A 25,812-nucleotide genomic window follows, 5' to 3' on the forward strand; every position below is an offset into this window, starting at 1 on the left:
CTACGGGCCAGGTGTGTCCTACAGGTACGGTCCGCCCGAGCGGCCGCCCGGGTGCTGCTCGCCGTCCTCGGGGCCGCCGACGCCCGGCGGGAGGGCCCGGCGCATCTGCTCCAACTGGGCCCGCGCGGCCATCTGCTGGGCGAACAGCGTGGTCTGGATGCCGTGGAACAGGCCCTCCAGCCAGCCGACCAACTGGGCCTGCGCGATCCGCAGTTCCGCGTCGCTCGGTGTCGCCTCGTCCGTGAACGGCAGGGACAGCCGCTCCAGCTCCTCGACGAGTTCCGGGGCCAGGCCGTCCTCCAGCTCCTTCACGGAGCTGGCGTGGATCTCCTTGAGCCGGACGCGGCTCGCCTCGTCCAGCGGCGCCACGCGGACCTCTTCGAGCAGCTGCTTGATCATGCTTCCGATCCGCATGACCTTCGCCGGCTGCTCGACCATCTCCGTCACCGGAACCTCGCGGGAGTCCTCGTCGCCTCCGCCGCCGATGGCCATCCCGTCCTGGCCCACGACCAGGATCTGGGGGTTCTCCGACGACCGTTCGTTCCTCGGCATCTCCATGCCGCCATTCTCTCGCACCCGTACAGCTCATCATCGTGGTGCCCCCCGTGTGGGGTGATCCACCGTTTACAGGGCGGGAGATTCCGTCAGGCTCGGTTCGGTCGAGTGGCGGCCTCCGAAATGCCGGGTTTGCCAGGTCCTGTGAGGCTTGTGCCATGACTTCATGGCTGGGGGCGGTACGGGCGGGTCGGGCAGGGCGGGGGCGACCGCGGGAGCTGCGCGCCGCGGGAGTGCTGGGGGCGCTGGCGCTGGGGCTGATCCTGGGGCCGGGCGGGTCTGTGATGGCGTACGGCCTGGAGGGCGGGCGTGGCGCTGCCCCGTCCGGGGCTTCCTCCGATGCCAGGGCCGGGTCCAGGGGTTCCGCCGAGCCCGGAGCCGGGTCCAGGGCCTCCTCCGACTCCACGACCGGGTCCAGGGCCATCTCCCGCTCCACGGGCGAGTCCAGGGGCTCCTACAGCCCCGCAAGCACGCCCCGGCCCGGCCCGGCTGCCGCTTCCCGTGGCCCCTCCGGCTCCGCGGCGACGCCCCCGGCCTCCTCCGGGCCCTCGGGTTCCCCCGCAACGGCGTCCGAGGGCTCCGCCGGCTCCGACTCCGGGTCCGGGCCCCCTTCCGGTTCGCCCCCGGCGTCCGGGATCACCTCCGCCCCCGCCTCCCCCACGGTCTCCGGGAAATCCGGCAAGCACTGGGAGGTCGGGAGGTCGGACGGGGACATGAAGTCCGGGGCAACGCCCACCTCCACGGCCCACGGCCCCGGCGCCTTCCGCCCCAGGCCCTCCGACGGGCCGTCCCGGGCCGGGAGCCGGGCCGGTGAGGGGCGGGAGCGGCCCGGGCGGGAGAAGGGGCCGCTGGAGGACGACGAAGCGGTGACGGGGCGGGAGCGCGACCGCGACCGCGACCGCGAGGAGGAGGGTGACGGCTCGACGCGGCCGGAGTCGGAGGGCGAGGACGACGGGGGTACGGCGACGGAGAGCTCGGAGGCCGCCGGAGACGCCTCCGCCCCGGCGACCCACGCCGTACCCCGGCCCGTCACGCACGCCGAGGACCGCGCCGAACCCGTACTGCAGGTCCTGCCCCTCGGCGCCGGGCTCGTGCTCATCGGGCTCGGCCTGGGCCTCGCCTTCGTGGGTCTCAGGCTGCGGCGCGGCTAGCGGCCGACGGCCGGCGGCCGGCGGCTGGCAGGTGGCAGGTGGCCGCTCGGGGTGTCCTGGCCACCGTGCCCACCGTGGCCGGCCTACGGCACGACGAGGAGCACCTTGCCCACGTGCCCGCTCTCCTCCAGCACCCGGTGCGCCCCGGCCGCGTCGTTCATCGGCATCTCGCGGTCCACCACCGGCCGTACGTGCCCGGCGTCCAGCAGAGGCCACACGTGCTCGCGTACGGCCGCGACGATCGCCGCCTTCTCGCCCAGGGGACGGGCCCGCAGCGAGGTCGCGCTGACGGCAGCCCGTTTGGCCAGGAGCGCGCCGATGTTGAGCTCGCCCTTGACGCCGCCCTGCAGGCCGATGATGGCGAGGCGGCCGTTCACGGCGAGGGTCTGGACGTTGCGGTCGAGGTACTTGGCGCCCATGTTGTCGAGGATGACGTCGGCTCCGGCCCCGTCGGTGGCCTTCTTGACCTCGGCGACGAAGTCCTGATCCCGGTAGTTGACGAGGATGTCGGCGCCCAGCTCGGCACACCGGTCGAGCTTCTCCTTGCTGCCCGCCGTGACGGCGACCTTGGCGCCGACGGCCTTGGCCAGCTGGATGGCCATGGTGCCGATGCCGCTCGAACCGCCGTGCACGAGCAGGGTCTCGCCGGGGCGCAGATGGGAGACCATGAAGACGTTCGACCAGACCGTGCAGACCACCTCGGGCAGCGCGGCGGCCTGCGTGAGGCTCACGCCCTTGGGGACGGGCAGCAGCTGGCCCGCCGGTACGGCGACCTTCTCGGCGTAGCCGCCGCCCGCGAGCAGCGCGCACACCTCGTCGCCGACGGCCCAGCCGGAGACGCCGGGGCCGATCTCGGCGATCCGGCCGGAGCACTCCAGACCGGGGTAGGGGGAGGCGCCGGGCGGCGGGTTGTAGAAGCCCTGCCGCTGCAGGATGTCGGCACGGTTGACGGCCCCGGCCACCACCTCGACCAGCACCTCGCCCTCTCCGGCGACGGGATCGGGGACCTCGTCCCACACCAGCGCCTCGGGCCCACCAGGTTCGGGAATCGTGATCGCATGCATGGCACGGACGCTACTCCTCACCCCCCGCACCCCGGCCGCTACTCCCACCCAAGCCCTCCAGCCACCGTCCCGGTCTCCCACCCAAGCCCTCCGCCCGGGTCTGTCCTCCCGCCCGAGGCCCTCAGCCGGGTCCCTCCGATCCGCCCGAGGTCCGCGCCCCGCCCGCGGTACTCCCGCCCGAGCCCTCCAGCCCGCCGTCCCCATGCCCCCGGCGGAGCCCCCCTCGGTCCTTGGGCGGGTCATTCGAAAATCCCTGTGCGTCGCCGATGAGTTTGCGCGACCGTAAAGGTCTCCCCACGCGTAGCCCAAGAACGCGGAAGGACCACCCGGAAGGAACCCCGAAAGCATGAGCACGCAGACGACGTCCGGTCTCGCGATCGAGACCGCGGGCCTGGTGAAGACATTCGGTGAGACACGGGCCGTCGACGGCGTGGACCTCGCGGTTCCGGCCGGCACGGTCTACGGCGTCCTCGGCCCCAACGGCGCCGGAAAGACCACCACGGTGAAGATGCTCGCCACCCTCCTACGACCCGACGGCGGCGAGGCGCACGTCTTCGGCCACGACGTCGTCCGCGAGGCCGACGAGGTGCGCGGTCGCGTCAGCCTCACCGGCCAGTACGCCTCCGTGGACGAGGACCTCACCGGCACCGAGAACCTGGTCCTGCTGGGCCGGCTCCTCGGACACGGCAAGCAGGCCGCGCGGCAGCGCTCCGGGCAGCTCCTGGAGGCCTTCGGGCTGACGGAGGCGGCCGGGAAGCAGGTCAAGAACTACTCCGGCGGCATGCGGCGCCGTATCGACATCGCCGCCTCCATCCTCAACACCCCCGACCTGCTCTTCCTCGACGAGCCGACGACCGGCCTGGACCCGCGCAGCCGCAACCAGGTGTGGGACATCGTGCGCGCGGTCGTCGCCCAGGGCACCACCGTGCTGCTGACCACGCAGTACCTGGACGAGGCCGACCAGCTGGCCTCCCGGATCGCCGTGATCGACCGCGGCAAGGTGATCGCCGAGGGGACCAAGGGCGAGCTCAAGGCGTCCGTGGGCGCCGGTTCCGTCCATCTGCGGCTGCGCGACGCGGCGCAGCGTCCTGAGGCCGAGCGCATCCTGCGGCTGACCCTGGACGCGGACGTGCAACTGGAGCCCGATCCCGTGGCCCTCACCGCGCGCGTCGGCTCCGGGGCGGCCAATGGCCAGGGCGCGGCGGAGCAGGCCGCCCGCGCGCTCGCCGAGCTGGCCCGCACCGGCATCACCGTCGACAACTTCTCGCTGGGCCAGCCGAGCCTGGACGAGGTCTTCCTCGCCCTCACCGGACACGACACCCACGACGCACGCGACGCACGCGACAACGACGACCGGACGGACAAGGCCGACGGGGCCGGCAAGGACGACAAGGACGGGGTGGCGGCATGAGTACCGTGACGCAGACCGAGAACAAGGAACTCGCCCCCGTCAGCGCCGAGTCGCTCGCGGCGCTGCTCGTCGCGGGGGAGCGGCCGCCGCGGCCCAGCGCCCTCTCTGCCTCGATGACCTTCGGCTGGCGCGCGATCCTGAAGATCAAGCACGTGCCGGAGCAGCTCTTCGACGTCACGGCGTTCCCGATCATGATGGTGCTGATGTACACGTACCTGTTCGGGGGCGCCCTGGCCGGGTCCCCGAAGGAGTACATCCAGTTCCTGCTGCCGGGCATCCTGGTGATGTCGGTCGTGATGATCACGATGTACACGGGCGTCTCGGTGAACACCGACATCGAGAAGGGCGTCTTCGACCGGTTCCGTTCGCTGCCCATCTGGCGGCCGTCGACGATGGTCGGCTATCTGCTGGGCGACGCCCTGCGCTACACGATCGCGTCCGTGGTGATGCTCACCGTCGGCATGATCATCGGCTACCGCCCGGACGGCGGGGTGCTCGGTGTCCTCGCCGGGATCGCCCTGCTGGTCGCCTTCTCGTTCGCGTTCTCGTGGGTCTGGACGATGTTCGGGCTGTTGCTGCGCAGCGAGAAGTCGGTGATGGGCGTCAGCATGATGGTGCTGTTCCCGCTGACCTTCCTGTCGAACATCTTCGTCGACCCGAAGACCATGCCGGGCTGGCTCCAGGCCTTCGTCAACAACAGCCCGATCACTCATCTGGCCTCGGCTGTCCGCGAGTTGATGGCGGGCAACTGGCCGGCGGACGAGATCGCCTGGTCGGTGGGCTGGGCAGGCCTGTTCGTGCTGGTCTTCGGGCCGATCACGATGCGGTTGTACAACCGCAAGTAGCGCGTACAGCGCAAGTAGACGTACAGCCGCAAGTAGCCCGTACAACCAAGAAACGCGTACAGCCGCAAGCAGCACCGGACATGGAGCCCGTCCGAGACGTCAGACGGGCTTCATCCCCGGGGGCAGACGCCGGTCATCAGGTGCGACCTGACTGCCCGGCGTCGCCCTCACGATCGTGATGAGCCGGTCCGTCAACTCCAATGTCCCGACGGCCGGATCGTCGTATCCGAGCACCCGGTGCCCGCGCAGGACGCTCACCACCAAGTCGTCCATCTGGCGCGGGTTCTTGCCCACCTCGGCCTTTATGACCGGCCGTTCGACGATGTCGAGCCCGCTGCCCTGCTGGATCAGATCCTCCAGCACCATGCCGGCGGCGGGGCTGAGCACGGAGAGGCCGAGCAGCCGCCCGGCCGCGCTGGCGCTGGTGATGACCGCGTCGGCGCCGGACTGCTTGAGCAGCGGCGCGTTCTCCTCCTCACGCACCGCGGCCACGATCTTCGCCCCGCGATTCAGCTGCCGGGCCGTCAACGTCACCAGGACGGCGGTGTCGTCGCGCTGCGTGGCGATGATGATCTTCCGTGCCTTGTGCACCTCGGCCCGCTTCAGGACCTCGCTGCGCGTCGCGTCCCCCGTGACCCCGGCGTATCCGTCCGCGACCGCTGCCTCGATCACCTTGGAACTCGGGTCGACCACGATGACCTGGTCCTTGCTCAAGCCCGTGGCGCAGACGGTCTGGATCGCCGAACGGCCCTTCGTGCCGAAGCCGACGACGACGGTGTGGTCGCGCAAGGTGGACCTCCAGCGGTTCAGACGCCATTCCTCCCGGGTCCGTTCGGTGAGGACCTCGAGCGTGGTGCCGACCAGGATGATCAGGAACAGCACACGCATCGGCGTGATGACGAAGATATTGGTGAGCCGCGCGGCGTCACTGACCGGGGTGATGTCGCCGTATCCGGTGGTGGAGAGGCTGACAGTCGCGTAGTAGAAGGCGTCGAGAAGGTCTACGGAACCATCGGAGCTGTCGTTGTAGCCGTCGTGGTCGGCGTAGACGATCAAGGCAGCCACCACGAGCAGTGACAGGGCGATCGTGACCCGCTTGGCAACCTGCCGGAACGGATGCTCCACGATCTTCTTCGGGAGCTTCACGCGATAGGTGGCGACCCGCTCGTCCGCCTCGCGAGCTATGGCGTCCTGGCCCGGAAGTTTCACGTGAAACACACCTCGATACCGGCAGTGGCCCAGGGCAGGTCGAGCAGTTCGGTCTCCTGACCGGCACGGACACCGCCCGGTGGTACGACAGCGACGGCATCGGCCGCCGCCATGCCCCGCAGCATGGCAGGGCCGTGGTAGCGCAGTGGCACAGCATGGTCGCCGCGCAGCACGACAGGGATGAGCCGGGTGTCGTACGGATGCCCGTGCGCCGCCTCGCTCAGCGGCAGCGTGTAGGGCTCCGGGGCGGGGCGTGCCGCGAGCGTACGCAGCAGGGGTTCGGCGAGCGTGAGCAGGCCGGAGACGGCGGCGAGGGGGTTGCCGGGCAGGCCCACGAGGTGCTGGTTCTCCTTGAGGCGGGCCAGCAGCATGGGGTGTCCGGGGCGCACCTTGACGCTGTCGACCAGGAGCTCGGCGCCGATGCGGTGCAGGGTGGGGTGGACGTGGTCGACGGGGCCTGCCGCGGTGCCGCCGGTGGTGACGACGAGGTCCGCGTGGGAGCTGGTGAGCGCCTTGCGCAGGGCCTTGGCGTCGTCGCCGAGCCGGCGCACGGCGGTGACCTCTGCGCCGAGTGCGCGCAGCCACGGCGGCAGCATCGGGCCGAGGGCGTCGCGGATCAGCCCGTCGTGCGGGAGCCCTTCGGTGAGCAACTCGTCGCCGAGGACGAGCACTTCGACGCGGGGGCGGGGTACGGCGGTGACGGTGTCGTATCCGGCGGCGGCGGCCAGGCCGAGCACGGCCGGGGTCACGAGGGTGCCGACGGCCAGCAGATGGTCGCCCTTACGGCACTCCTGGCCGCGAGCGCGGATGTCCTGGCCGGGCTGGGTGTTGCGGGTGGCGTGCAGATGGCCCTGGGCGTCCGTGCGGCCGTGTTCGCTGCGCAGGACGGCGGTGGTGTCCGGGGGGATGCGGGCGCCGGTCGCGATACGGACGGCCTCGCCGTCGGTGAGCGGCTCGGGTTCGCCGTGCCCGGCCAGCACGCCCTCGTCCCGTACGTCCCAGGGACCGGGTCCCGCGATGGCCCAGCCGTCCATGGCCGTGGTGTCGAAGGAGGGCAGATCGGTGAGGGCGGTGAGGGGAGCGGCCAGGGCGAGCCCCAGGGCGGCGTCGAGAGGGACGGAGACGGGGGCACGGCCGGCGGCCCGGGTGCCGGACCGGGCGGCGCGGGCGGCGATGTCGCGGGCTTCGGGCCAGGGGGTGGCTTTGTGCTGGCCGTCCGGCTTGGGGGAGCCCGGGGTGGGGGAGCCCGGGGCGGGTGGGGTGGGTGCGGGCACGTGATCGCCCGGTGTGTGGTGGCCGTTGTCCTCGTTCACAAGGGCGAGCACCTCCTCGACGTCGAGGTCCTCGGCGTCCTCGTCCGCCTGGATGCCGCGGGGGGTCATCCGGCGTCCGGGCGGGTGTCCGGGGTGGCGTCGGGGGCCACGTCGGACTTGGCGGCGACCTCTTCGGCCCAGCGCAGGGCGAGGGCGGCGGCCTTGCGGGATGCCTCGGCGACCGCTTCGGGTCCGCCTTCGCCGTCCCTGGCCTGCGCTGCCGCGTACCCGACGAGGAAGGTGGTCAGCGGGGCCGCGGGCCGTGCCACGCCGTGGGCGGCGTCGCGGGCGAGGTCCAGCAGCACCTTGGTGTCGACGTCGAGGTCGACGCCCAGTTCGTCCTTGACTGCGGAAATCCATTCATCCAACACGTGCCCATGCTCCCTGATGCGTGCCCTGGCGGTGGCGATGTCGTCCCAGGTGTCGCAGTCGAAGGACGCGACGGGGCCGGGGACGCGGGTGAGACCGAGCGCGCCGGTCAGCCGGCGCAGAGGAAGGCCGGCGAGGCCGTCCGGCCCTTGGGCGAGCACGGCCAGCTCGCGGCGCAGCGCGGGCGCGCGGTACGCGGCGACGAGTGGCTGGTCGCGGCCGTCGGCGTCGGTGAGCAGCGCGCCGTCGGCGTCGCCGGTGCGCAGGGCGGCCAACAGCCGCCGTACCGTGCCCTCGTCGAGGAACGGCAGGTCGGCCGAGAGGACGACGACCTGCTCCGCGCCGGTGTGCCGGAGCCCGGCGTCGAGGGCGGCGACCGGGCCGCCCCCGGGCGGGTCCTCACGTGCCCAGGTCACCGGGCGCGCGGTAGGCCGGGGGTCGGCGACGACGACGGTGGTGTGTGCGTCGGCGCAGGCGGCGAGCACTCGGTCGAGCAGGGGACGCCCGCCGACCCGTACCCCGGGTTTGTCCACCCCGCCGAGCCGCCGCGCGGCACCGCCGGCAAGCACGACGGCGTCGTACGCGACGTCGTGAACAGCATCGGCGGCGCCTTGCGCGCCCGTCGGTTCGTACGCGGTCACCCCCCGAGTATGCGTGCCTTGGCGATCACAGGGAACGCAGGGGAAGCAGCCGAAACTCGGGGGGCCTCGTCACAGCGTGCGCAGCAGCACCGCCGGGTGTTCCACGCAGTCCGCCACATACCGCAGGAAGCCGCCCGCGGTGCCGCCGTCACAGACCCGGTGGTCGAAGGTGAGCGAGAGCTCGACGAGCTGCCGCACCGCCAGTTCACCCTCGTGCACCCAGGGCTTGGGGATGATGCGGCCGACGCCGAGCATCGCGGCCTCGGGGTGGTTGATGATCGGGGTGGAGCCGTCGACGCCGAACACACCGTAGTTGTTCAACGTGAAGGTGCCGCCGGTGAGTTCCGCCGGTGTGAGGGTGCCCGTGCGGCCCGCCTCGGTCAGCCTGGCGAACTCCGCCGTCAGTGACTCCGCGTCCCGCGCGTGCGCGTCCCGTACGACCGGGACGACGAGCCCGCGCTCGGTCTGCGCGGCGAACCCGAGGTGCACATGGTCGAACTGGACGACCTCCCTGGCCTCCATGTCGACCGTGGAGTTGAGCTCGGGGAACCGGGCCAGGGCGGCGGTGGTGATGCGGGCCAGCAGGGCGATCAGGGAGATCTTCGGTCCCCCTGCCGCGTTCATCGCGGCCCGCGCCCGCATGAGCTCAGTCGCGTCCGCGTCCACCCAGCAGGTCGCGTCCGGGATCTCCCGCCGGCTGCGGGAGAGCTTGTCGGCCACCGCACCGCGGACGCCCTTGAGGGGGGTGCGGATACCGGCGGGAGGGGCGGAGGAGCGGACGGGGGGCTGCGCGGTCGGGACGGCGGCGGAGGAAGCCGTGGCCGGTGCCGGGGCGGGTGTCACGCGGGTGTGCGGCTCGGCCGCCGGCGGTGCCGTGCGCCCGTGTGCCTGGGCGGCCCGCAGGGCGTACTCGACGTCGGCGCGCAGGATCAGCCCCTCCGGCCCGGAGCCGTGCAACTCCCTGAGGTCCAGGCCGTTCTCCCGGGCGAGGCGGCGGACCAGGGGCGAGATGACGGGCACAGGCCCCTCGCTCACCTCCCGCGCGGCCGCGGCGCCGTTGGCGGACACGGGTTCCACGGGTACGGCAGGTGCCGACTCCCCCGGGCGCACCCTCCTGCGTCGCGCCGGCGCCTCGGAGGTGCCGTAGCCGACCAGGACATTGCCGGAGCCCTTGTCCGAGGCCGCACCCGAGTCCCCGGCCGGGCCGTCGGAGGCGGGCGCGCCGACGGCCACCGTCAGCAGCGGCGCCCCCACGGGAAGCTCGGAGCCCTCCTCGCCGAAGCGGGCCGTGACCACCCCGGCGTAGGGGCAGGGGACGTCGACCATCGCCTTGGCCGTCTCGACCTCGACAACCGGCTGGTCGACGGCGACGACGTCACCGACCTCCACCAGCCAGCGGACGATCTCCGCCTCGGTGAGCCCCTCCCCGAGGTCGGGGAGCTTGAACTCCAACACCTGTGCCATCAGCTCTCGGCCTCCCACTGCAGACGCCCCACGGCGTCCAGGATCCGGTCCACGCCGGGCAGGTGGTGACGCTCCAGCATCGGCGGCGGGTAGGGGATGTCGAACCCGGCCACGCGCAGCACCGGCGCCTCCAGGTGGTGGAAGCAGCGCTCCGTGACCCGGGCCGCGATCTCCCCTCCCGGGCCGCCGAACCCGCCCGACTCGTGCACGACGACCGCTCGCCCGGTCCGTCGTACCGAGGCGCTGACCGTCTCGTCGTCGAACGGCACCAGTGAGCGCAGATCGACGACCTCCAGGTCCCACCCCTCCTCCCGGGCCGCCTCGGCGGCTTCGAGGCAGACGGGCACGGACGGTCCGTACGTGATGAGCGTGGCGCTCCGGCCGGAGCGCCGCACCACCGCGCGGCCAATCGGTTCAACGCTCTGCGGCTCGTCCGGGTTCCAGGTGTCCTTCGACCAGTACAGCCGCTTCGGCTCCAGGAAGACGACCGGGTCGTCGGAGGCGATGGCGGCGCGCAGCAGTCCGTAGGCGTCGGCGACGGTCGCGGGCGTGACGACATGGAGCCCCGGAGTCGCCATGTAGTACGCCTCGGACGAGTCGCTGTGGTGCTCGACGCCGCCGATGCCGCCGCCGTAGGGGACGCGGATGGTGATGGGGAGCGGCATCCTGCCGCGGGTGCGGTTGCGCGTGCGCGCCACATGCGAGATGAGCTGCTCGAACGCCGGATAGGCGAACGCGTCGAACTGCATCTCCACGACCGGGCGCAGTCCGTACATGGCCATGCCCACCGCGGTGCCCAGGATGCCCGCCTCGGCCAGCGGCGTGTCGGTGCAGCGGTCCTCGCCGAACTCCTTGGCGAGCCCGTCGGTGACCCGGAAGACACCGCCGAGGGTGCCGACGTCCTCACCCATGACGTGCACGGTGGGGTCGTCCGCCATGGCGTCGCGCAGCCCGCGCGTGAGGGCCTGCGCCATGGTGGCCGGCTTGGCGGCGACGGTGGTCATCGGTGCGACCCTTCCGACTCGGCTTCGAGCTCGGCCCTCAACTGGGCCTGCTGTTCCCGCAGTTGCTGGGTGGGCTCGGCGTACACGTGGCCGAACAGGTCCATCGGGTCGAGCGCCGGGTCCTGGTTCATGCGTTCGCGCAGGTCGGCGGCCATGGTTTCGGCGGCGTCCCGGGCGGCCTGCTTGCCGGCCTCGTCGAGCAGGCCGCGCTCGGTCAGCTCGTGCTCCAGGAGCGTGATCGGGTCGTGCCCGCGCCAGGTCTCGACCTCGGAGTCGCCGCGGTAGCGGGTCGCGTCGTCGGCGTTGGTGTGGGCGTCGATGCGGTAGGTGATCGCCTCGATCAGCGTGGGACCGCCGCCCGCGCGCGCATGCTGTACGGCGTCGCTCAGCACCTCGTGCACGGCGGCCGCGTCGTTGCCGTCGACCAGGCGGCCGGGCATGCCGTAGCCGACGGCCTTGTGGGCCAGCGACGGGGCCGCGGTCTGCTTGGCGAGCGGGACGGAGATCGCGAAGCCGTTGTTCTGGACGAGGAAGACGACCGGCGCCTGCCATACGGCGGCGAAGTTCAGCGCCTCGTGGAAGTCGCCCTCGCTGGTGCCGCCGTCGCCGACCATGGCGAGCGCGACCACGTCGTCGCCCTTGAGGCGGGCGGCGTGCGCGAGGCCGACGGCGTGCGGGAGCTGGGTGGCGAGCGGCGTGCACAGGGGGGCCACGCGGTGCTCGTACGGGTCGTAGCCGGTGTGCCAGTCGCCGCGCAGGAGGGTCAGCGCGGCGACGGGGTCCACGCCGCGTGCGACGGCGGCGAGGGTGTCGCGGTAGCTCGGGAAGAGCCAGTCGCGCTCCTGAAGCGCCAGCGCGGCGGCGACCTCGCAGGCCTCCTGGCCGGTGCTGGACGGGTAGACGGCGAGTCGGCCCTGCTTGGTCAGCGCGGTCGCCTGCACGTTGTACCGGCGGCCGCGGACCAGCGCGGCGTACAGCCGGCGCAGCAGGTCCGGGTCGGCCTTCGCGGCGGCCTCGGTGCCGAGGACGCGGTACGGCTCGGCGTCGGGCAGCAGCGGCGCGGGGTCCATGCGGGGCTGCCAGGCGGGCGGCGGCGATGGCCGGTACGCGCCTCGCTGCTCCATGACCGTCATGACGGCACCTCCTCGTGGGAGCGGCTACGGGAGGCGCAGCTCCAGTGACGCGCCTCACCTACCGATTGTTCGGTCGTCGGCACATTTTGGCTACAGGCGCCCTCAGGCTGTGGACAAACGGTTCTCCACAGCCTCCAATGAACGCAGTACGTCCACGGAGGGAAGGTGGGGGGACATGGCGCCTGAACAAATGGCCGAAAGCCCGGACGACGGCGCTCCCCTGCCACCCGCGCGCCCGCTCGACGCCATCGACGAGGACATCCTGCAGATGCTCCAGGCGGACGGCCGCGCGTCGATACGGTCGGTCGCCGAGCGGGTCCATGTCTCCCGCGCCAACGCCTACGCGCGCATCAACCGCCTCGTCGAGGACGGCGTCATCCGCGGTTTCGGCGCCCGCGTCAACCACGAACGCGCCGGTCACGGAACCTCGGCCTACATCACCCTCAAGATCGTCCAGAACACCTGGCGCACGGTCCGCGAGCAGCTCAGACAGCTGCCGGGCGCCTCACACATCGCCCTCGTCGGGGGCGATTTCGATGTCCTGCTGCTGGTCCACACCTCCGACAACAGGGCCCTGCGCGAACTGGTCCTCACCCGCCTCCAGGCGATCCCCGAGGTGCTCAGCACGCGCACGCTGCTGGTGTTCGAGGAGGAGGACCTGGAGCCGCAGGGCTGAGGGCCGAGTCGGACGGTCAGCCCGAGGCCATCGCCCTGGCCATCAGCATCGCGAACAGCAGCGGAAGGAGTCCCGGCCCATCGGGCGGCGTACTCACCCGCCCACGCGCGCGTACTCCGTAACGCAAGGTCGATGACCTCCCAGGTCAGCTCGCCCGGCGCAGTCCCCCGAAGACCAGCCGCGCCACCGTGTCGGCGACCTCGCGCTCGTTCATGCCGCGGCCGTCGGGGCGGTACCACTCGACGATCGAGTTGATCATGCCGAAGACGAGTCGCGTCGCCAGCCGGACCTCCACGTCGGCGCGCACCTCCCCGTCGGCGGCGGCCGCCTTCAGCAGGGCGGCGACCTGGTGGTCGAAGTCGCGGCGCCGTTCGAGGGCCCACCGCTCGGCGTCGGTGTTGCCGCGCACCCGCAGCAGCAGCGTCACGTACGGCAGCTCCGCTATGAGCACCTCGACCATGCGCCGGACGACGTATTCCAGCCGGTCGGCGGCGTGCCCCCCGCGCGCCTGCTCCTCGTCGAGGATCCCGAAGAGGCCGTCCAGCGCCCGGCTGACAGCCCGGCGCAGCAACTCCTCCTTGCCCGTGACGTGGTGGTAGATCGACGACTTGGAGATGCCGGCCGCGCGGGAGAGGTGCTCCATGGAGGTGCCGTCGTAGCCGCGCTCGTTGAAGACCTGCACGGCGACGGAGAGCAGCGTCTCCGGGGTGTACGTGTCGCGCTTGGCGGTGGTCATGAGGTGCTGCCCTCCCGCTTGTCGGAGGCGTACGCGTGGCGGTACAGCGCGAGGGACGGTGCGTAGCGCCCGGAGGGGTCGCGCAGGTGCAGGTCGTCGAGCAGGGCGTACGCCCAGTTGCGGCCGAGCCTGCGGCTCCACTCGAAGGGACCGAGCGGGTAGTTCACGCCGAGGCGCATCGCCGTGTCGATGTCCTCCTCGGTGGCCACTCCCTTGGCGACCGCGTCGTGCGCGAGGTCGACCACCCGGGCGACCGTGCGGGCGACGATCATGCCGGGGACGTCGCCGATGACGCTGACGTCCTTGCCGAGCGCCTGGAAGAGGCCGGTGGCCTCGGCGAGGGTCTGCGGCGAGGTGTCCTGGGAGGCGGACAGCGCGATCCGGGTGGCCCGGCGGTAGTCGACGGCGAGGTCGAAGTAGACGACGTCCCGGAACTCCACCGACGTCTGGCCGTCGGCGAGCGCGAGCTGGCCGCCGCCGGGCAGCACCAGGCGGCTGCCGTGGTCCTCGTCCTCCTCGCGGACCGGAATGCCCGCCTCGCGGATCAGCGTGAGCAGCTCGGAGGCGGGGCCCAGATCGCCCTCGATGACGACGTAGGCGGGCTGCCGGGCCTTCTCCGCGGTGTGCGGCTCGGCGGCCTCGGCAGCCGCGGCCTCATCGGAATAGTCGTACCAGCCGTGTCCGCTCTTGCGGCCGAGCCGGCCGGACTCGACCAGGCGCCGCTGGGCGAGCGAGGGCGTGAAGCGCGCGTCCTGGAAGAAGGACTGCCACACGGAGTGCGTGACGGATTCGTTGACGTCCTGCCCGATGAGGTCGGTCAGCTCGAACGCGCCCATCCTGAAGCCGCCGCACTCGCGCAGGACGGCGTCGATGGTGGCCGGATCCGCGCCCTGGGCCTCGTAGACCGCGAAGGCCTCGGCGTAGAAGGGCCGCGCGATGCGGTTGACGATGAAGCCGGGAGTGTCCGCGCAGGCGACCGGCGTCTTGCCCCACGCGCGAGCCGTCTCGTACGCGCGCGTGGCCGACGTGACGTCGGTGGCGAACCCGGAGACGACCTCGACCAGCGGCAGCAGCGGCGCGGGGTTGAAGAAGTGCAGGCCGACGAAGCGGCCGGGGTTGTCCAGAGCTCCGCCGATGGCCGTCACCGACAGGGACGAGGTGTTGGTGGCGAGCAGGCAGTCCTCGCCGACGACGCCCTCCAGCTCGCGGAAGAGCTCCTGTTTGACGTCGAGGCGCTCCAGGACGGCCTCGATCACCAGGGCGCAGTCCGCGAGCTCGGTGAGGGACTCGGCGGGCAGCAGTCGCGCGCGGGCCGCGTCCCGGTCGGCGCCGGTGAGGCGGTCCTTCTCGACGAGCCGGTCGAGGCGCGCGCCGATCGAGTCGGCGGCGTCCTGGGCGCGTCCCGGAGCAGCGTCGTACAGCCGTACGGGGTGGCCCGCCACCAACGCGACCTGGGCGATGCCCTGGCCCATGGTGCCGGTGCCGACGACGGCCACGGGGCTGCTGAGGTCGAGTGCTGTCATGAGCGCGATCCTCCCGCACGGGGTTTTCCACAGATGCGGCGGACCCCCTTGAACCGACCGATCGTTCGGTTACTCTAACTCTGACTGGCCTTTCCTGCCCATGTTTCTGCCCAGGTCATGAGCTCGACGGAGAGCTCTTGAAACGAGGAGTTGGTCCCGCATGGCCGCCGAACTGACCGCCCACGAGCTGATCGCCAAGCACCGGCCCACCCTCGACCAGGCGCTGGAAGCGATCCGCACACGTGCGTACTGGTCCCCGCACCCCGAGCACCCCAAGGCCTACGGCGAGAACGGCAGCCTGGACGCGGCGGCGGGCAAGGCCGCCTTCGACGCCCTCCTCGGCGGTCGCCTCGACCTCGGCCAGCCCGGCACCGACGGCTGGGTGGGCGGCGAGGCCTCTCCGTACGGCATCGACCTGGGCGTCGAGTACCCGCACGCGGACATCGACCAGCTGCTGCCCGCCATGAAGTCCGGCATGCGGGCGTGGCGCGACGCGGGCGCGGAGATGCGCGCGGTGGTCTGTCTGGAGATCCTCAAGCGGATCAGCGACCGCACGCACGAGTTCGCGCACGCGGTCATGCACACCTCCGGCCAGGCCTTCATGATGTCGTTCCAGGCCGGCGGCCCGCACGCTCAGGACCGCGGCATGGAGGCGGTGGCGTACGCGTACGTCGAGCAGGTCCGCACCCCCGACACGGCGGAGTGGACCAAGCCGCAGGGCAAGCGCGACCCGCTCGCCCTGAACAAGCAGTTCACGCCGGTCCCGCGCGGGATCGCGATGGTCATCGGCTGCAACACCTTCCCGACCTGGAACGGCTACCCGGGCCTGTTCGCCTCCCTCGCCACCGGCAACGCGGTCCTGGTGAAGCCCCACCCGCGCGCGGTCCTGCCGCTCGCGCTCACCGTGCAGGTCGCCCGGCAGGTGCTCGCCGAGGCGGGCTTCGACGCGAACCTGGTCGCGCTGGCCGCCGAGCGCCCCGGTGAGGGCATCGCCAAGACGCTGGCCACGCGCCCGGAGATCCGGATCATCGACTACACGGGCTCGACCGTGTTCGGCGACTGGCTGGAGGCCAACGCCCGCCAGGCGCAGGTCTACACGGAGAAGGCCGGCGTCAACACGGTGATCGTCGACTCGACGGACGACTACAAGGGCATGCTGTCCAACCTGGCCTTCTCGCTGTCCCTTTACAGCGGCCAGATGTGCACCACCCCGCAGAACCTGCTGATCCCCCGTGACGGCATCCGCACCGAGGAGGGCCCGCGGACCTTCGACGAGGTCGTCGCCGACCTCGCCCGCTCGGTCGACGGCCTCCTCGGCGACGACGCCCGCGCGAACGCGCTGCTCGGCGCGATCGTCAACCCCGACGTCAAGGCGCGCCTGGAGGCTGCCGCCGGCCTCGGCGAAGTCGCGCTCGCCTCCCGCGAGATCGCGAACCCGGAGTTCCCGGACGCGGTGGTCCGTACGCCGGTGATCGTGAAGCTGGACGGCGCCAAGCCGGACGACGAGGCCGCCTACATGAGCGAGTGCTTCGGCCCTGTCTCCTTCGCCGTCGCGGTCGACTCGGCCGCGGACGCGGTGGAGCTGCTGCGGCGGACCGTGCGCGAGAAGGGGGCGATGACGGTCGGTGCGTACACCACCGACGACGAGGTCGAGCAGGCCGTGCAGGAGGCGTGCCTGGAGGAGGCGGCCCAGCTGTCGCTGAACCTCACGGGCGGGGTGTACGTGAACCAGACGGCCGCGTTCTCGGACTTCCACGGGTCGGGCGGCAACCCGGCGGCCAACTCGGCACTGTGCGACGGAGCGTTCGTGGCGAACCGGTTCCGGGTCGTCGAGGTGCGCCGGGAGGCCTAAGCCCTGAAGGCGCCCCCGGTGAGACTCCAGTGGTACAGCGTCATCGCCACGCTCGTCGCAAGGTTGTAGCTGGAGACCTTGGGGCGCATCGGCAAGGCCACCAAATGGTCGGCACGCGCGCGTAGTTCGGCCGACAGGCCGGTGCGTTCGGAGCCGAAGGCGAGGACGGCGTCGTCCGGGAGCTTGCTGCCCCGGATGTCGTCGCCCTCGGGGTCCAGGGCGAACAGCGGTCCGGGCGGCAGCTCTTCGACGCCCAGCCGCTCCACGGCGGTCGCGAAGTGCAGCCCCGCTCCGCCGCGTACGACCGTCGGATGCCAGGGGTCGAGAGTGCCGGTGGTGACGACGCCGGTCGCGCCGAAGCCGGCGGCCAGACGGATCACAGCGCCTGCGTTGCCCAGGTTGCGCGGGTTGTCGAGGACCACGACGGGGGCGGTGCGCGGGGTGTGCGCCAGCTTCTCCAGGTTGGCGGCGCGAGGCGGCCGTACCGCGAGGGCGGCGACCCCGGTGGGGTGCGGACGCGGCACCAGCGAGGTGTACGTCGACTCCGGGACCTGTGTCAGGAGCGCGTCCAGGGCGTCCCGTACGTCGGGCGCCAGCTCGTCGGCCAGGGCCAGCGCCGCAGCCCGGTCGACGGCGACCGCGACCGGGACCTCGGCGCCGAAGCGCACGGCGTGCTTGAGGGCGTGGAAGCCGTCGAGCAGCACGGAGGTGCCGGCGAGCCGGTTCCAGGAGGTCACGGTCATGCCGTGAAGCCTACGTGCGCGTGCTCGGGGTTCTCCGGGGTGCGCGGCCCCGGCAGTTCCGTGGGCTCGTCACCGCGCCGGACCAGCCTCGACAGCCCGCCACGCGTGCGTGCCGCCCAGCCGCCCAGGCGGCGCAGGAACGATGTCGGCAGGAAGACCGCGTCGGCCGCGATCATCGCCAGGGAGAAGAACGGCAGCCCGAGAACGACCGCGATCACGGCGTGCTCGGTGATCATCGCGGCCAGCAGGACGTTCTTGACCCGCCGGTTGAACAGCGTGAACGGGAAGGCGACCTGCACGATGACCGTGCCGTAGGTGATGAGCATCACCATCGTGCCGCTGGAGGACAGCAGGTCGGCGAGGGCGGGCCACGGCGAGAAGTAGTCGAGGTGCAGCGGGTAGTGGACGGCGGTGCCGTCCTGCCAGCGGGAGCCCTGGATCTTGTACCAGCCGGCGGTCGCGTAGATCAGGCACGCCTCGGCCATGATCACCAGCAGGGCGCCGTTGTGGACGATGTTGCCGATGACGTCGAGCAGGATGCGGGGCTCGTCGGTCCGCGCGAGGCGGCGCACGATCCATCGGACGGCCAGTGCGAGCCAGACGCCCCACAGGATCAGCGGCACGGTCAGGTCGCCGTCGAGACGGCCCACCGCGGTCACGGCGACCAGCGCGACCCCGAGCACGCTCCACAGGAGCGGACCGATCCGGTCCGGCCCGACCCGCTCGCCACGCGCGCGTGCCTCGCCCGCACGCCTGGCCCGGCGCTCGTCCAGCGACCAGACCTGGCCGCAGCGCGTGAACACGAGGTAGACGCACATCAGGTGCAGGACGTTGTCGCCGCCGTCGCCCATGAAGATGGAGCGGTTCTGCAGCGAGAGCACGCCGACCATGAAGAGCACGGACATCGTGCGGGTGCGCCAGCCGAGCAGCAGCAGCACACCGGCCAGGACCGCGAGGGCGTAGACGCTCTCGAACCAGAACTCGCTGCTCGACCAGATCAGGGCCGTGAACGAGCCGTTCGTCCCGATCAGCTGCTGGGCCAGGTCGAAGTCCCAGGGGCCGTCGGGGCCGTACAGCTCCTGGCGGTGCGGGAACTCACGCAGCAGGAACAGCAGCCAGGTCGCCGTGAAGCCGATGCGGATCACGGCCGTCTGGTACGGGCCGAGGGCGGACTCGGTGACCCGGGCGATGCCGGCGGAGATCGCGAGGGAGAAGCGGTTCACCGGGCGCTCCCCTCTTGCGCGCCCGCGCTGTCGGTCGTGTCATCGGTGACCCGCCACCAGGGCAGCACCCGGTAGGCCGGCTTGTCGGAGACCTGCTCGTCGCTCCACTTGGGCGGGTGCACGTTGGTGGTGCGGGAGCGGACCTGGACGCGTTCGAGGACACCGCTCTCACCGGTCGCGTCCGCGCGGGCGAGGCGCAGCTCGACGATGCGCCGCAGATACGTCTCGGACAGGGCGCCGCGCAGGCCCACGGGGCGGTTCCCGGCGTCATGCGTGGCCACGAAGAAGTCCCAGGCCCGGCGCAGCTCGTTCTGCTGGGTGTGGCTGGGCAGCAGATTGCCGTCGATGGCCCGGCCGTCCTGGGCGGACAGGTCGTACCAGCCGGTCGTGCGGCGCCCGCCGTCGGCCGTGCCGACCTGGGCGCGGACCTGCACCGCGATGTTCTGCTGCAGCGGGTTGGGGGCGAACAGCTTCCAGTTCTGTTCGAACTCCGGGTATATCCAGTCGTCTATCGCCTTGCCGTGCTGTTTGGTGACCGTGTTCGGCGGGGCGACGTGCAGAAAGACCATGCCTATGTGGACACAGACGGCGATCGCCACGACCGCGAGGGCGAGGGCGGCACCGATCTGGTAGCGCAGGGAGAGGGCGGCCACGCCGGTGCGGGGCTCGGCGGCCGGCAGGACGGCAGACGGCTCGACGGCGGACGGGGCAGCGGCGTCCCGCGGCTCCTCGTCCGGCCCGTGCCGGGCGGCCGAGCCTGCGTCGTACGCGTCCATGTAGCCCCGTTTCCCGATTCCGGTCCGTCTTCCTTCAGCCCTCGGCGCTCGCACCGGAACGGTACTCAGGCCCACCCGCCGGGCAAAGCCCCAGCCGGGCCGACGTCGACCACACCTTACGGGGGTCCTCCACGGCTGTAAGGGGCCCTGCGTGGGTCCTCCACAGAGCATTCCCTTCTCCTAGAACCTGTTCTATCTTGACGCTCCGTCAGATCGCCGTGGGTGTGGACGTGTGGAAGGGCAGGGACCGTGGACTTCACCTTCACCGAGGAGCAGCAGGCGGCGGCCGAGGCGGCGCGCGGGGTGTTCGCCGGGGTCGCGCCGGACTCCGTGCCCTCGCCCGCGCTCACGCCGGGTGCCGTCGCCGACGACTTCGACCGCCCGCTGTGGGGCCGGCTCGCGGACGCCGACCTGCTGAGCCTGCTGCTCGCCGAGGAGTACGGCGGAGCCGGCCTCGACGCCGTCGCGCTCTGCCTGGTGCTGCGCGAGTCGGCGAAGGTACTGGCACGGGTGCCGCTGCTGGAGAGCAGCGCGGCGACGGCGGCCGTCCAGGCGTACGGCGGCCCCGAGCTGAAGGCCGAGCTGCTCGCGCGGGCGGGGCGCGGGGAGGCCGTGCTCACGGTCGCCGCGCACGGCCGCACCGGCCACGACCCGGCCGAGCTCGCGGTGACCGCCCGGCAGGACGGCTCCGGCTCCGGGTGGGTGCTGGACGGGGTGCAGACGGCGGTGCCCTGGGCGTACGACGCCGATCTCGTCGTCGTACCGGCCCGTACGGCCGCCGACCGGACCGTCCTCGCGCTGGTCCCGCGCGAGGCGCAGGGGGTCGCGCTCGCCGAGCAGTTCTCGACCAGCGGGGAACGGCTGGGAGAGCTGCGACTGGACTCGGTGGAGCTGGCGGCACGGGACGTCATCGACGCCGAGGGGGCGTGGGAGTGGCTGCGCGAACTGCTGGCCACAGGGACCTGTGCGCTGGCGCTCGGGCTGGGTGAGCGCGTGCTGGGGATGACCTCGGAGTACGCCGGCAAGCGGGAGCAGTTCGGGCATCCGATCGCCACGTTCCAGGCGGTCGCCGTGCAGTCCGCCGACCGCTACATCGACCTGCGCGCGATGGAGGCCACGCTGTGGCAGGCCGCGTGGCGGATCGCCTCGGGGGCGCCGGGAGCGCTGCCCGCCTCCGGAGACGTTGCCGTGGCCAAGATCTGGGCCTCGGAGGGCGTACGCCGGGTCGTGCAGACGGCCCAGCATCTGCACGGCGGCTTCGGCGCCGACGTCGACTATCCGCTGCACCGGTACCACGCCTGGGCCAAGCATCTTGAACTGGCGCTCGGCCCGGCGGCGGCACACGAGGAGGCGCTGGGGGATCTGCTGGCGGCGCATCCGCTGGGCTGACCTGCGGATACGGGGTGCCCTGGGGGACATACAGTCCCCACGGTCCCTACAGGACGAAGCCCGGCTGGCCCTCGTCGTTCACCACGGGGCGTCCCACCGCCGCCCACACCTGCATGCCGCCGTCGACGTTCACGGCGTCGATGCCCTGCTGGACGAGGTACATCGCGACCTGCGCCGAGCGACCGCCGGAGCGGCAGATCACATGGACGCGGCCGTCCTGCGGGGCGGCCTCGGTCAGCTCGCCGTAGCGGGCCACGAAGTCGCTGATGGGGATGTGCAGGGCCTTCTCGGCGTGACCCGCCTGCCACTCGTCGTCCTCACGGACGTCCAGCAGGAAGTCGTCGTCCTTGAGGTCGGTGACCTCGACTGTCGGCACGCCAGATCCGAAATGCATGAGTCCGACGCTACCGGACGGGCGCGGGTGCCCGACGGGGCTCCCAGGAGGAGGCCCCTCGCAGGCCCCTTGTGGGCGATTTCCGGCCCCTAGTCGAGCAGCGCCGTCAGTTCCGCTTCCCGCGCCTCGACCTGGGCCAGGAGCTGGTCGGCGATCTCTTCGAGGAGACGGTCGGGGTCGTCCGGGGCCAGGCGGAGCATCGCCCCGATCGCGCTCTCCTCCAGCTCGCTCGCGACCAGGGCCAGCATCTCCTTGCGCTGGGCGAGCCACTCGAGTCGGGCGTAGAGCTCCTCGGCCGGGGTCGGGCCCTGCTCCTTCGGCACCGGTCCCGCGGCCCACTCCTCGGCGAGCTCCCGCAGCAGCACCTCGTCGCCACGGGCGTAAGCCGCGTTGACGCGGGTGATGAACTCCTCGCGCCTCGAACGCTCGGCCGCCTCCTGGGCGAGGTCCGGGTGGGCCCTGCGGGCCAGCTCGCGGTAGAGCTTGCGGGCCTCGTCGCTCGGGCGCACCCGCTGCGGGGGCCGCACCGGCTGGTCCGTCAGCATCGCCGCGGCCTCCGGGAACAGCCCCTCGCCGTCCATCCAGCCGTGGAACAGCTCCTCCACGCCGGGCATCGGCAGCACCCTGGCGCGTGCCTCGTCGGCCTTGCGGATGTCCTCGGGGTCGCCGGTGCGGGCGGCGGTGGCCTCGGCGATCCGGGCGTCCAGCTCGTCGAGGCGGGCGTACATCGGGCCGAGCTTCTGGTGGTGCAGCCGGGAGAAGTTCTCCACCTCGACGCGGAAGGTCTCCACCGCGATCTCGTACTCGATCAACGCCTGCTCGGCGGCCCGCACGGCCCGCTCCAGCCGCGCCTCGGGCCGCTCCGCCCCGTCCTCGGCCGGCACCTGTGCCTCACCACCCTGCTCAACTCCGCCGGCGGGCACCTCGGCACCGCCCGACGTCCCCGCACCAGCGGGCTCGGCCTGGGACTGTTCAGCTTCCGGCGTCGTCACCCGACCAGCGTAGGCCACGTGTGCCCGGCCCTTCGTGCCCCGCGACTCCGCGCCGACGGCCAGGGCGCTCCGCCCCTGAGCCCAACGTGCCCTGCAGCTACGAACCGCCACGCCCGCCGGCCTGGCCCCGCGCCCCGCGGCTACGGACGTCCGCCCATTGGGCCTGGCCCCGGGCCCTGGGTTTCCGCTCCGGCGGCTGCGGATCCTCGCGCCGGCCGCCCGGACCTTCACCCGGTAGGACAGGACCCTCGCTCTGTCCCGCTCGGGCCGGCGTTGAGTGGGGCGGCTGAGCCCGAGAGGCCTGGACGTTCGGCCCGGCGGACGGTGCTGCTCCCCGGTCCTACCCGCCCGCCCTTATACGTAGCAACAGCCGACGGTCACCCACCCCGCCACGAAAGCTCCTCCGCAAGCTGGGCCGGCCGGCCCAGACAGGCGGTCGGGCCGATCACGCCGACCGCCTCGCCCGGGGGCCAATCCGCGCCGAGGGTGACGTACCTCACCGAGCCCTCCCCGCGAATCAGCCGCCGCCCCTCACACTCCCGTCTCCGCCGCGATCCGCCCCGCCCGCACCGCCGACACCAGTGCAGTGTGATCCGCCTCCGTGCGGTCGGCGTACGTGACGGCGAATGCGGCGATCGCCTCGTCCAGTTCCTCGTTCTTGCCGCAGTAGCCGGCGATCAGGCGGGGGTCGGCGCTGTGGGAGTGGGCGCGGGCCAGTAGGGCCCCGGTCATGCGGGCGTAGTCGTCTATCTGGTCGGCAGCCAGCGCGGCCGGGTCGACGCTGCCCTTGCGGTTACGGAACTGACGCACCTGGAAGGGCCGTCCCTCGACCGTCGTCCAGCCCAGCAAAATGTCGCTGACCACCTGCATCCGCTTCTGTCCGAGCACCACGCGCCGCCCTTCGTGCTCCGGCTCCGGCACCTCGAAGCCGGCTGTCACCAGGTGCGGGACGAGGGCCGAGGGGCGGACCTCCTTCACCTGAAGGACCAGCGACTCGCCCCGGTGGTCCAGGAGCAGGACGACGTACGAGCGTGTGCCCACGCTGCCCGTGCCCACCACGCGGAACGCCACGTCGTGCACCGCGTGCCGGGAGAGCAGGGGGTGGCGGTCCTCGGAGAGCGTGCTGAGGTAGCTCTCCAGCGACGACGCGACCGCCGCCGCCGCCGCGTCCGGAACCCGGCGCAGCACCGGAGGGGCGTCGACGAACCGGCGGCCTCCGTGCCCGGTCGGCTCCGTCGACTTCGCGGCGAAGCGCCCGCTGGTGTTGCCCCGCGCCTTCTCCGCGACCCGCTCCAGCGTGCCGATCAGGTCATGGGCGTCGGTGTGGGAGACCAGTTCCTCGTTCGCGATCGCGTTCCACGCGTCCAGCACCGGGAGCTTGGCCAGCAGGCGCATGGTGCGCCGGTAGGCACCCACCGTGTCGTTCGCCGCCTTGCGGCACGCGTCCTCATCCGCGCCCGCCTCCCGGCCCGCGAGCACGAGCGAGGTGGCGAGACGCTTGAGGTCCCACTCCCAGGGGCCGTACAGCGTCTCGTCGAAGTCGTTCAGATCGATGACCAGGCCGCCACGCGCGTCGCCGTACAGGCCGAAGTTCGCCGCGTGCGCGTCACCGCAGATCTGGGCGCGGATTCGAGTCATGGGGGTGCGGGCGAGGTCGTACGCCATGAGTCCCGCCGAGCCGCGCAGGAACGCGAAGGGCGTCGCCGCCATCCGGCCGACCCTTATCGGCGTGAGTTCGGGGAGCCGGCCGAGGTTGGACTCCTCGACTGCGGCCACGGCGTCGGGCCGGGCGGCGTCGAGGTCGAGAACCGCGTGGTCACCGCGCGGAACCCGCTTGCGCAGTGCCTTGCCGTCCTCCTTGGGCGATCCGCCGCCGGGCCACTCGGCGAAGCCGCGCACACGGGGCAGCCGAGGCGCCGCGGACCCCGACGACGCCTCCGAAGCCACCTGCGACGCAGCCTCCGCACCGACCTCGGTCATACCGACCGCCTCCCCCGCTCACGCACGAACATCAACTCCTGCCGACGTTACAGCCGGTGGCCGAAACGCGTCAGACCCTGTGGACAACTCCACGGTTGTGGAAAACGCCGCCCGACGTGATGCCGCGCCACCGGGGCGAGAGTGCCGCGATCCGCCTCGGAAGTTCTCCGCCCCTCCGCCTCAGCAGCTCTCGGACCCCACTCCGTCAGCCAAGTACTCCTGCGCCCACAGACCCAGCGCGGTGAGCGCGGGCTCCAGCGCGGCGCCCGCCTCCGTCAGCCGGTACACCACCCGCAGCGGCGGCCCCTCATACACCTCGCGCACCACCAGTCCCGCTGCGGCGAGTTCGGTCAGCCGGTCGGAGAGCATGCGCTCGCTGATGCCGGGAATCGCCCGGCGCAGGGCGACGAAGTACGCGGGCCCCGCGGTCAGAACGGACACGATCGGGCCGGTCCAGCGCTTTCCGAGGAGCTGGAAGACGCGGGTGATGCCCTCGTCGACCCGTTTGCACGCCGATACGTCGTGACTCTGCTCACCCGCCATGCCCTTCAGGGTACTGCCCTGCGGTACGGGGATGAAAAAAAGTAAGTGACTGTGTTATTCATAGTCGAGTACGAATCCTCAGTAACTGCGGGAAGGTGCATCCAGCCCGCTGCCCTGCTTCTCCGGAGACCTCCATGGCAACGCTTCTGCACATCGACTCCTCGGTCTTCCCGACCGACGCCTCCTCCTCCCGCGCCGTCACCGACGCCTTCCGCCGCACCTGGCAGGAACAGCACCCCGAGGGCACGGTGATCCACCGCGACCTGGCCTTGAACCCCGTCCCGCACATCTCCGCCCACGCCCACACCGCCGGCTTCGCCGATCCGGCCACGCACACCCCCGAGCAGGCCGCCGCCTTCGCCGAGCGCGTGACGCTGATCGAGGAACTGGAGGGTGCGGACGCCGTCCTGATCGGCGCCCCGATGTACAACCTGACGATTCCGTCGACGCTCAAGGCCTGGCTGGACCAGGTGGTCCTGTTCGGCCGTACCGCGGGCGACGCCCAGTCGGTCAAGGGCACCCCGGTCACCGTCGTGGCCAGCCGCGGCGGCGCGTACGGGCCGGGCACTCCGCGCGAGGGTTACGAGTACGTGCAGAACTACCTGTCGGCAGTCCTGGCCGACTTCCTCGGCGCCGACCTCGAGTTCATCGTTCCGGAGCTCACGATGGCCCCGGCCAACCCGGCGATGGCCGAGCTGGTCCCCCTCTTCGAGGCCTCCCGCGAGCGTGCCCTCGACGAGGCCGCCGCGAAGGCGAAGCAGCTGGCCCAGCGGCTCGCGGCGTAGCGACGTCGCGGGCTGCCGCAGGGCTGCCGCACTGCAGCCAC

Annotated in this window: 24 protein-coding genes; 7 read left to right on the top strand and 17 right to left on the bottom strand. The window is 72.1% G+C overall.

Going from position 1 to position 25,812, the window contains the following annotated elements:
* Positions 1-18: 18 nt before the first annotated feature.
* Positions 19-558, bottom strand: a complete 540-nt coding sequence (locus OHT51_RS21025) for a bacterial proteasome activator family protein (protein ID WP_328425801.1) — start codon at positions 556-558, stop codon at positions 19-21.
* 155 nt (positions 559-713) lie between these two features.
* On the opposite strand from OHT51_RS21025, the gene OHT51_RS21030 reads away from it, so the two are divergent.
* On the top strand, positions 714-1,706 hold the full coding sequence (locus OHT51_RS21030; protein WP_328880477.1) for a hypothetical protein: 993 nt from the start codon (positions 714-716) through the stop codon (positions 1,704-1,706).
* 83 nt (positions 1,707-1,789) lie between these two features.
* Here the strand turns inward: OHT51_RS21030 and OHT51_RS21035 are convergent, their stop codons facing one another.
* On the bottom strand, positions 1,790-2,770 hold the full coding sequence (locus tag OHT51_RS21035) for an NAD(P)H-quinone oxidoreductase (protein WP_328880478.1): 981 nt from the start codon (positions 2,768-2,770) through the stop codon (positions 1,790-1,792).
* A gap of 346 nt (positions 2,771-3,116) precedes the next feature.
* On the opposite strand from OHT51_RS21035, the gene OHT51_RS21040 reads away from it, so the two are divergent.
* Together OHT51_RS21040 and OHT51_RS21045 are read left to right on the top strand one after the other, a co-directional pair.
* Positions 3,117-4,181, top strand: coding sequence for an ATP-binding cassette domain-containing protein (locus OHT51_RS21040; protein WP_328880479.1), 1,065 nt, complete (start codon positions 3,117-3,119; stop codon positions 4,179-4,181).
* Positions 4,178-5,026 carry an ABC transporter permease gene (locus OHT51_RS21045; protein WP_328880480.1) on the top strand — a complete coding sequence of 283 codons (849 nt, stop codon included), beginning with the start codon at positions 4,178-4,180 and terminating at the stop codon, positions 5,024-5,026. The genes OHT51_RS21040 and OHT51_RS21045 overlap by 4 nt, the downstream gene beginning before the upstream one ends.
* A 99-nt stretch (positions 5,027-5,125) precedes the next feature.
* Here OHT51_RS21045 and OHT51_RS21050 read toward each other — a convergent pair whose 3' ends face one another.
* The 6 genes from OHT51_RS21050 to pdhA all read right to left on the bottom strand — a co-directional run bounded on the left by OHT51_RS21050 (position 5,126) and on the right by pdhA (position 12,159).
* Positions 5,126-6,244, bottom strand: a complete 1,119-nt coding sequence (locus OHT51_RS21050; RefSeq protein WP_328880481.1) for a potassium channel family protein — start codon at positions 6,242-6,244, stop codon at positions 5,126-5,128.
* A complete protein-coding gene (locus tag OHT51_RS21055) occupies positions 6,232-7,617 on the bottom strand; it encodes a molybdopterin molybdotransferase MoeA (RefSeq protein WP_328880482.1) in 1,386 nt (461 codons plus the stop codon). The genes OHT51_RS21050 and OHT51_RS21055 overlap by 13 nt, the downstream gene beginning before the upstream one ends.
* Positions 7,614-8,558 carry an NTP transferase domain-containing protein gene (locus tag OHT51_RS21060; protein WP_328880483.1) on the bottom strand — a complete coding sequence of 315 codons (945 nt, stop codon included), beginning with the start codon at positions 8,556-8,558 and terminating at the stop codon, positions 7,614-7,616. The genes OHT51_RS21055 and OHT51_RS21060 overlap by 4 nt, the downstream gene beginning before the upstream one ends.
* A 69-nt stretch (positions 8,559-8,627) precedes the next feature.
* Positions 8,628-10,022 (bottom strand): dihydrolipoamide acetyltransferase family protein, encoded by a 1,395-nt coding sequence (locus OHT51_RS21065; RefSeq protein ID WP_328880484.1) that lies wholly within the window; start codon positions 10,020-10,022, stop codon positions 8,628-8,630.
* The gene (locus OHT51_RS21070; RefSeq protein ID WP_328880485.1) at positions 10,022-11,026 is read right to left on the bottom strand and encodes an alpha-ketoacid dehydrogenase subunit beta; all 1,005 of its coding nucleotides are present in this window, start codon (positions 11,024-11,026) and stop codon (positions 10,022-10,024) included. Before OHT51_RS21070 ends, OHT51_RS21065 begins: the two co-directional genes overlap by 1 nt.
* Complete coding sequence (gene pdhA / locus OHT51_RS21075) at positions 11,023-12,159, bottom strand: pyruvate dehydrogenase (acetyl-transferring) E1 component subunit alpha (protein ID WP_328880486.1); 1,137 nt, start codon at positions 12,157-12,159, stop codon at positions 11,023-11,025. Before pdhA ends, OHT51_RS21070 begins: the two co-directional genes overlap by 4 nt.
* Positions 12,160-12,349: 190 nt before the next feature.
* Between pdhA and OHT51_RS21080 the strand changes: the two genes are divergently transcribed.
* Positions 12,350-12,835 carry an Lrp/AsnC family transcriptional regulator gene (locus OHT51_RS21080; RefSeq protein WP_328430493.1) on the top strand — a complete coding sequence of 162 codons (486 nt, stop codon included), beginning with the start codon at positions 12,350-12,352 and terminating at the stop codon, positions 12,833-12,835.
* Between the two features lie 145 nt (positions 12,836-12,980).
* Here OHT51_RS21080 and OHT51_RS21085 read toward each other — a convergent pair whose 3' ends face one another.
* A complete protein-coding gene (locus tag OHT51_RS21085) occupies positions 12,981-13,571 on the bottom strand; it encodes a TetR/AcrR family transcriptional regulator (protein WP_328880487.1) in 591 nt (196 codons plus the stop codon).
* Positions 13,568-15,094 carry a 3-hydroxyacyl-CoA dehydrogenase gene (locus OHT51_RS21090; RefSeq protein WP_328880488.1) on the bottom strand — a complete coding sequence of 509 codons (1,527 nt, stop codon included), beginning with the start codon at positions 15,092-15,094 and terminating at the stop codon, positions 13,568-13,570. Before OHT51_RS21090 ends, OHT51_RS21085 begins: the two co-directional genes overlap by 4 nt.
* A gap of 160 nt (positions 15,095-15,254) precedes the next feature.
* Here OHT51_RS21090 and paaN point away from each other — a divergent pair, with 160 nt between their 5' ends.
* Positions 15,255-16,946, top strand: coding sequence for a phenylacetic acid degradation protein PaaN (paaN, locus tag OHT51_RS21095; protein ID WP_328880489.1), 1,692 nt, complete (start codon positions 15,255-15,257; stop codon positions 16,944-16,946).
* Here paaN and OHT51_RS21100 read toward each other — a convergent pair.
* Genes OHT51_RS21100 through OHT51_RS21110 form a run of 3 tightly spaced genes read right to left on the bottom strand, consistent with a single transcriptional unit; the run spans position 16,943 to position 19,688 of the window.
* Positions 16,943-17,689 (bottom strand): TrmH family RNA methyltransferase, encoded by a 747-nt coding sequence (locus OHT51_RS21100; protein ID WP_328880490.1) that lies wholly within the window; start codon positions 17,687-17,689, stop codon positions 16,943-16,945. The genes paaN and OHT51_RS21100 overlap by 4 nt on opposite strands.
* Positions 17,686-18,912, bottom strand: a complete 1,227-nt coding sequence (locus tag OHT51_RS21105) for an HTTM domain-containing protein (protein WP_328880491.1) — start codon at positions 18,910-18,912, stop codon at positions 17,686-17,688. The genes OHT51_RS21100 and OHT51_RS21105 overlap by 4 nt, the downstream gene beginning before the upstream one ends.
* Positions 18,909-19,688 (bottom strand): DUF5819 family protein, encoded by a 780-nt coding sequence (locus tag OHT51_RS21110; RefSeq protein ID WP_328880492.1) that lies wholly within the window; start codon positions 19,686-19,688, stop codon positions 18,909-18,911. Before OHT51_RS21110 ends, OHT51_RS21105 begins: the two co-directional genes overlap by 4 nt.
* A 249-nt stretch (positions 19,689-19,937) precedes the next feature.
* On the opposite strand from OHT51_RS21110, the gene OHT51_RS21115 reads away from it, so the two are divergent.
* Positions 19,938-21,077, top strand: coding sequence for an acyl-CoA dehydrogenase family protein (locus OHT51_RS21115; RefSeq protein WP_328880493.1), 1,140 nt, complete (start codon positions 19,938-19,940; stop codon positions 21,075-21,077).
* A gap of 46 nt (positions 21,078-21,123) precedes the next feature.
* Here OHT51_RS21115 and OHT51_RS21120 read toward each other — a convergent pair whose 3' ends face one another.
* The 4 genes from OHT51_RS21120 to OHT51_RS21135 form a co-directional block, all read right to left on the bottom strand.
* Complete coding sequence (locus OHT51_RS21120) at positions 21,124-21,453, bottom strand: rhodanese-like domain-containing protein (RefSeq protein WP_328430494.1); 330 nt, start codon at positions 21,451-21,453, stop codon at positions 21,124-21,126.
* Between the two features lie 107 nt (positions 21,454-21,560).
* Positions 21,561-22,463, bottom strand: a complete 903-nt coding sequence (locus OHT51_RS21125) for a J domain-containing protein (protein WP_328880494.1) — start codon at positions 22,461-22,463, stop codon at positions 21,561-21,563.
* A gap of 531 nt (positions 22,464-22,994) precedes the next feature.
* The gene (locus OHT51_RS21130; RefSeq protein ID WP_328880495.1) at positions 22,995-24,443 is read right to left on the bottom strand and encodes a DUF2252 domain-containing protein; all 1,449 of its coding nucleotides are present in this window, start codon (positions 24,441-24,443) and stop codon (positions 22,995-22,997) included.
* 180 nt (positions 24,444-24,623) lie between these two features.
* Positions 24,624-24,986 (bottom strand): winged helix-turn-helix transcriptional regulator, encoded by a 363-nt coding sequence (locus OHT51_RS21135; protein WP_328880496.1) that lies wholly within the window; start codon positions 24,984-24,986, stop codon positions 24,624-24,626.
* A gap of 134 nt (positions 24,987-25,120) precedes the next feature.
* On the opposite strand from OHT51_RS21135, the gene OHT51_RS21140 reads away from it, so the two are divergent.
* A complete protein-coding gene (locus OHT51_RS21140) occupies positions 25,121-25,771 on the top strand; it encodes an FMN-dependent NADH-azoreductase (RefSeq protein ID WP_328880497.1) in 651 nt (216 codons plus the stop codon).
* Positions 25,772-25,812: the final 41 nt, after the last annotated feature.

Origin of the sequence: Streptomyces sp. NBC_00299 (assembly GCF_036173045.1) — a bacterium.
In the GTDB taxonomy this organism is placed as follows: Bacteria; Actinomycetota; Actinomycetes; order Streptomycetales; family Streptomycetaceae; genus Streptomyces; species Streptomyces machairae.

What these genes read in the sequence shown, in the direction of transcription:
- OHT51_RS21025 (WP_328425801.1), bottom strand. Translation starts at nt 558, where the DNA reads ATGGAGATGCCGAGGAACGAACGGTCGTCGGAGAACCCCCAGATCCTG.
- OHT51_RS21030 (WP_328880477.1), top strand. Translation starts at nt 714, where the DNA reads ATGACTTCATGGCTGGGGGCGGTACGGGCGGGTCGGGCAGGGCGGGGG.
- OHT51_RS21035 (WP_328880478.1), bottom strand. Translation starts at nt 2,770, where the DNA reads ATGCATGCGATCACGATTCCCGAACCTGGTGGGCCCGAGGCGCTGGTG.
- OHT51_RS21040 (WP_328880479.1), top strand. Translation starts at nt 3,117, where the DNA reads ATGAGCACGCAGACGACGTCCGGTCTCGCGATCGAGACCGCGGGCCTG.
- OHT51_RS21045 (WP_328880480.1), top strand. Translation starts at nt 4,178, where the DNA reads ATGAGTACCGTGACGCAGACCGAGAACAAGGAACTCGCCCCCGTCAGC.
- OHT51_RS21055 (WP_328880482.1), bottom strand. Translation starts at nt 7,617, where the DNA reads ATGACCCCCCGCGGCATCCAGGCGGACGAGGACGCCGAGGACCTCGAC.
- OHT51_RS21065 (WP_328880484.1), bottom strand. Translation starts at nt 10,022, where the DNA reads ATGGCACAGGTGTTGGAGTTCAAGCTCCCCGACCTCGGGGAGGGGCTC.
- OHT51_RS21070 (WP_328880485.1), bottom strand. Translation starts at nt 11,026, where the DNA reads ATGACCACCGTCGCCGCCAAGCCGGCCACCATGGCGCAGGCCCTCACG.
- pdhA (WP_328880486.1), bottom strand. Translation starts at nt 12,159, where the DNA reads ATGACGGTCATGGAGCAGCGAGGCGCGTACCGGCCATCGCCGCCGCCC.
- OHT51_RS21080 (WP_328430493.1), top strand. Translation starts at nt 12,350, where the DNA reads ATGGCCGAAAGCCCGGACGACGGCGCTCCCCTGCCACCCGCGCGCCCG.
- OHT51_RS21085 (WP_328880487.1), bottom strand. Translation starts at nt 13,571, where the DNA reads ATGACCACCGCCAAGCGCGACACGTACACCCCGGAGACGCTGCTCTCC.
- OHT51_RS21090 (WP_328880488.1), bottom strand. Translation starts at nt 15,094, where the DNA reads ATGACAGCACTCGACCTCAGCAGCCCCGTGGCCGTCGTCGGCACCGGC.
- paaN (WP_328880489.1), top strand. Translation starts at nt 15,255, where the DNA reads ATGGCCGCCGAACTGACCGCCCACGAGCTGATCGCCAAGCACCGGCCC.
- OHT51_RS21100 (WP_328880490.1), bottom strand. Translation starts at nt 17,689, where the DNA reads ATGACCGTGACCTCCTGGAACCGGCTCGCCGGCACCTCCGTGCTGCTC.
- OHT51_RS21110 (WP_328880492.1), bottom strand. Translation starts at nt 19,688, where the DNA reads ATGGACGCGTACGACGCAGGCTCGGCCGCCCGGCACGGGCCGGACGAG.
- OHT51_RS21130 (WP_328880495.1), bottom strand. Translation starts at nt 24,443, where the DNA reads ATGACCGAGGTCGGTGCGGAGGCTGCGTCGCAGGTGGCTTCGGAGGCG.
- OHT51_RS21135 (WP_328880496.1), bottom strand. Translation starts at nt 24,986, where the DNA reads ATGGCGGGTGAGCAGAGTCACGACGTATCGGCGTGCAAACGGGTCGAC.
- OHT51_RS21140 (WP_328880497.1), top strand. Translation starts at nt 25,121, where the DNA reads ATGGCAACGCTTCTGCACATCGACTCCTCGGTCTTCCCGACCGACGCC.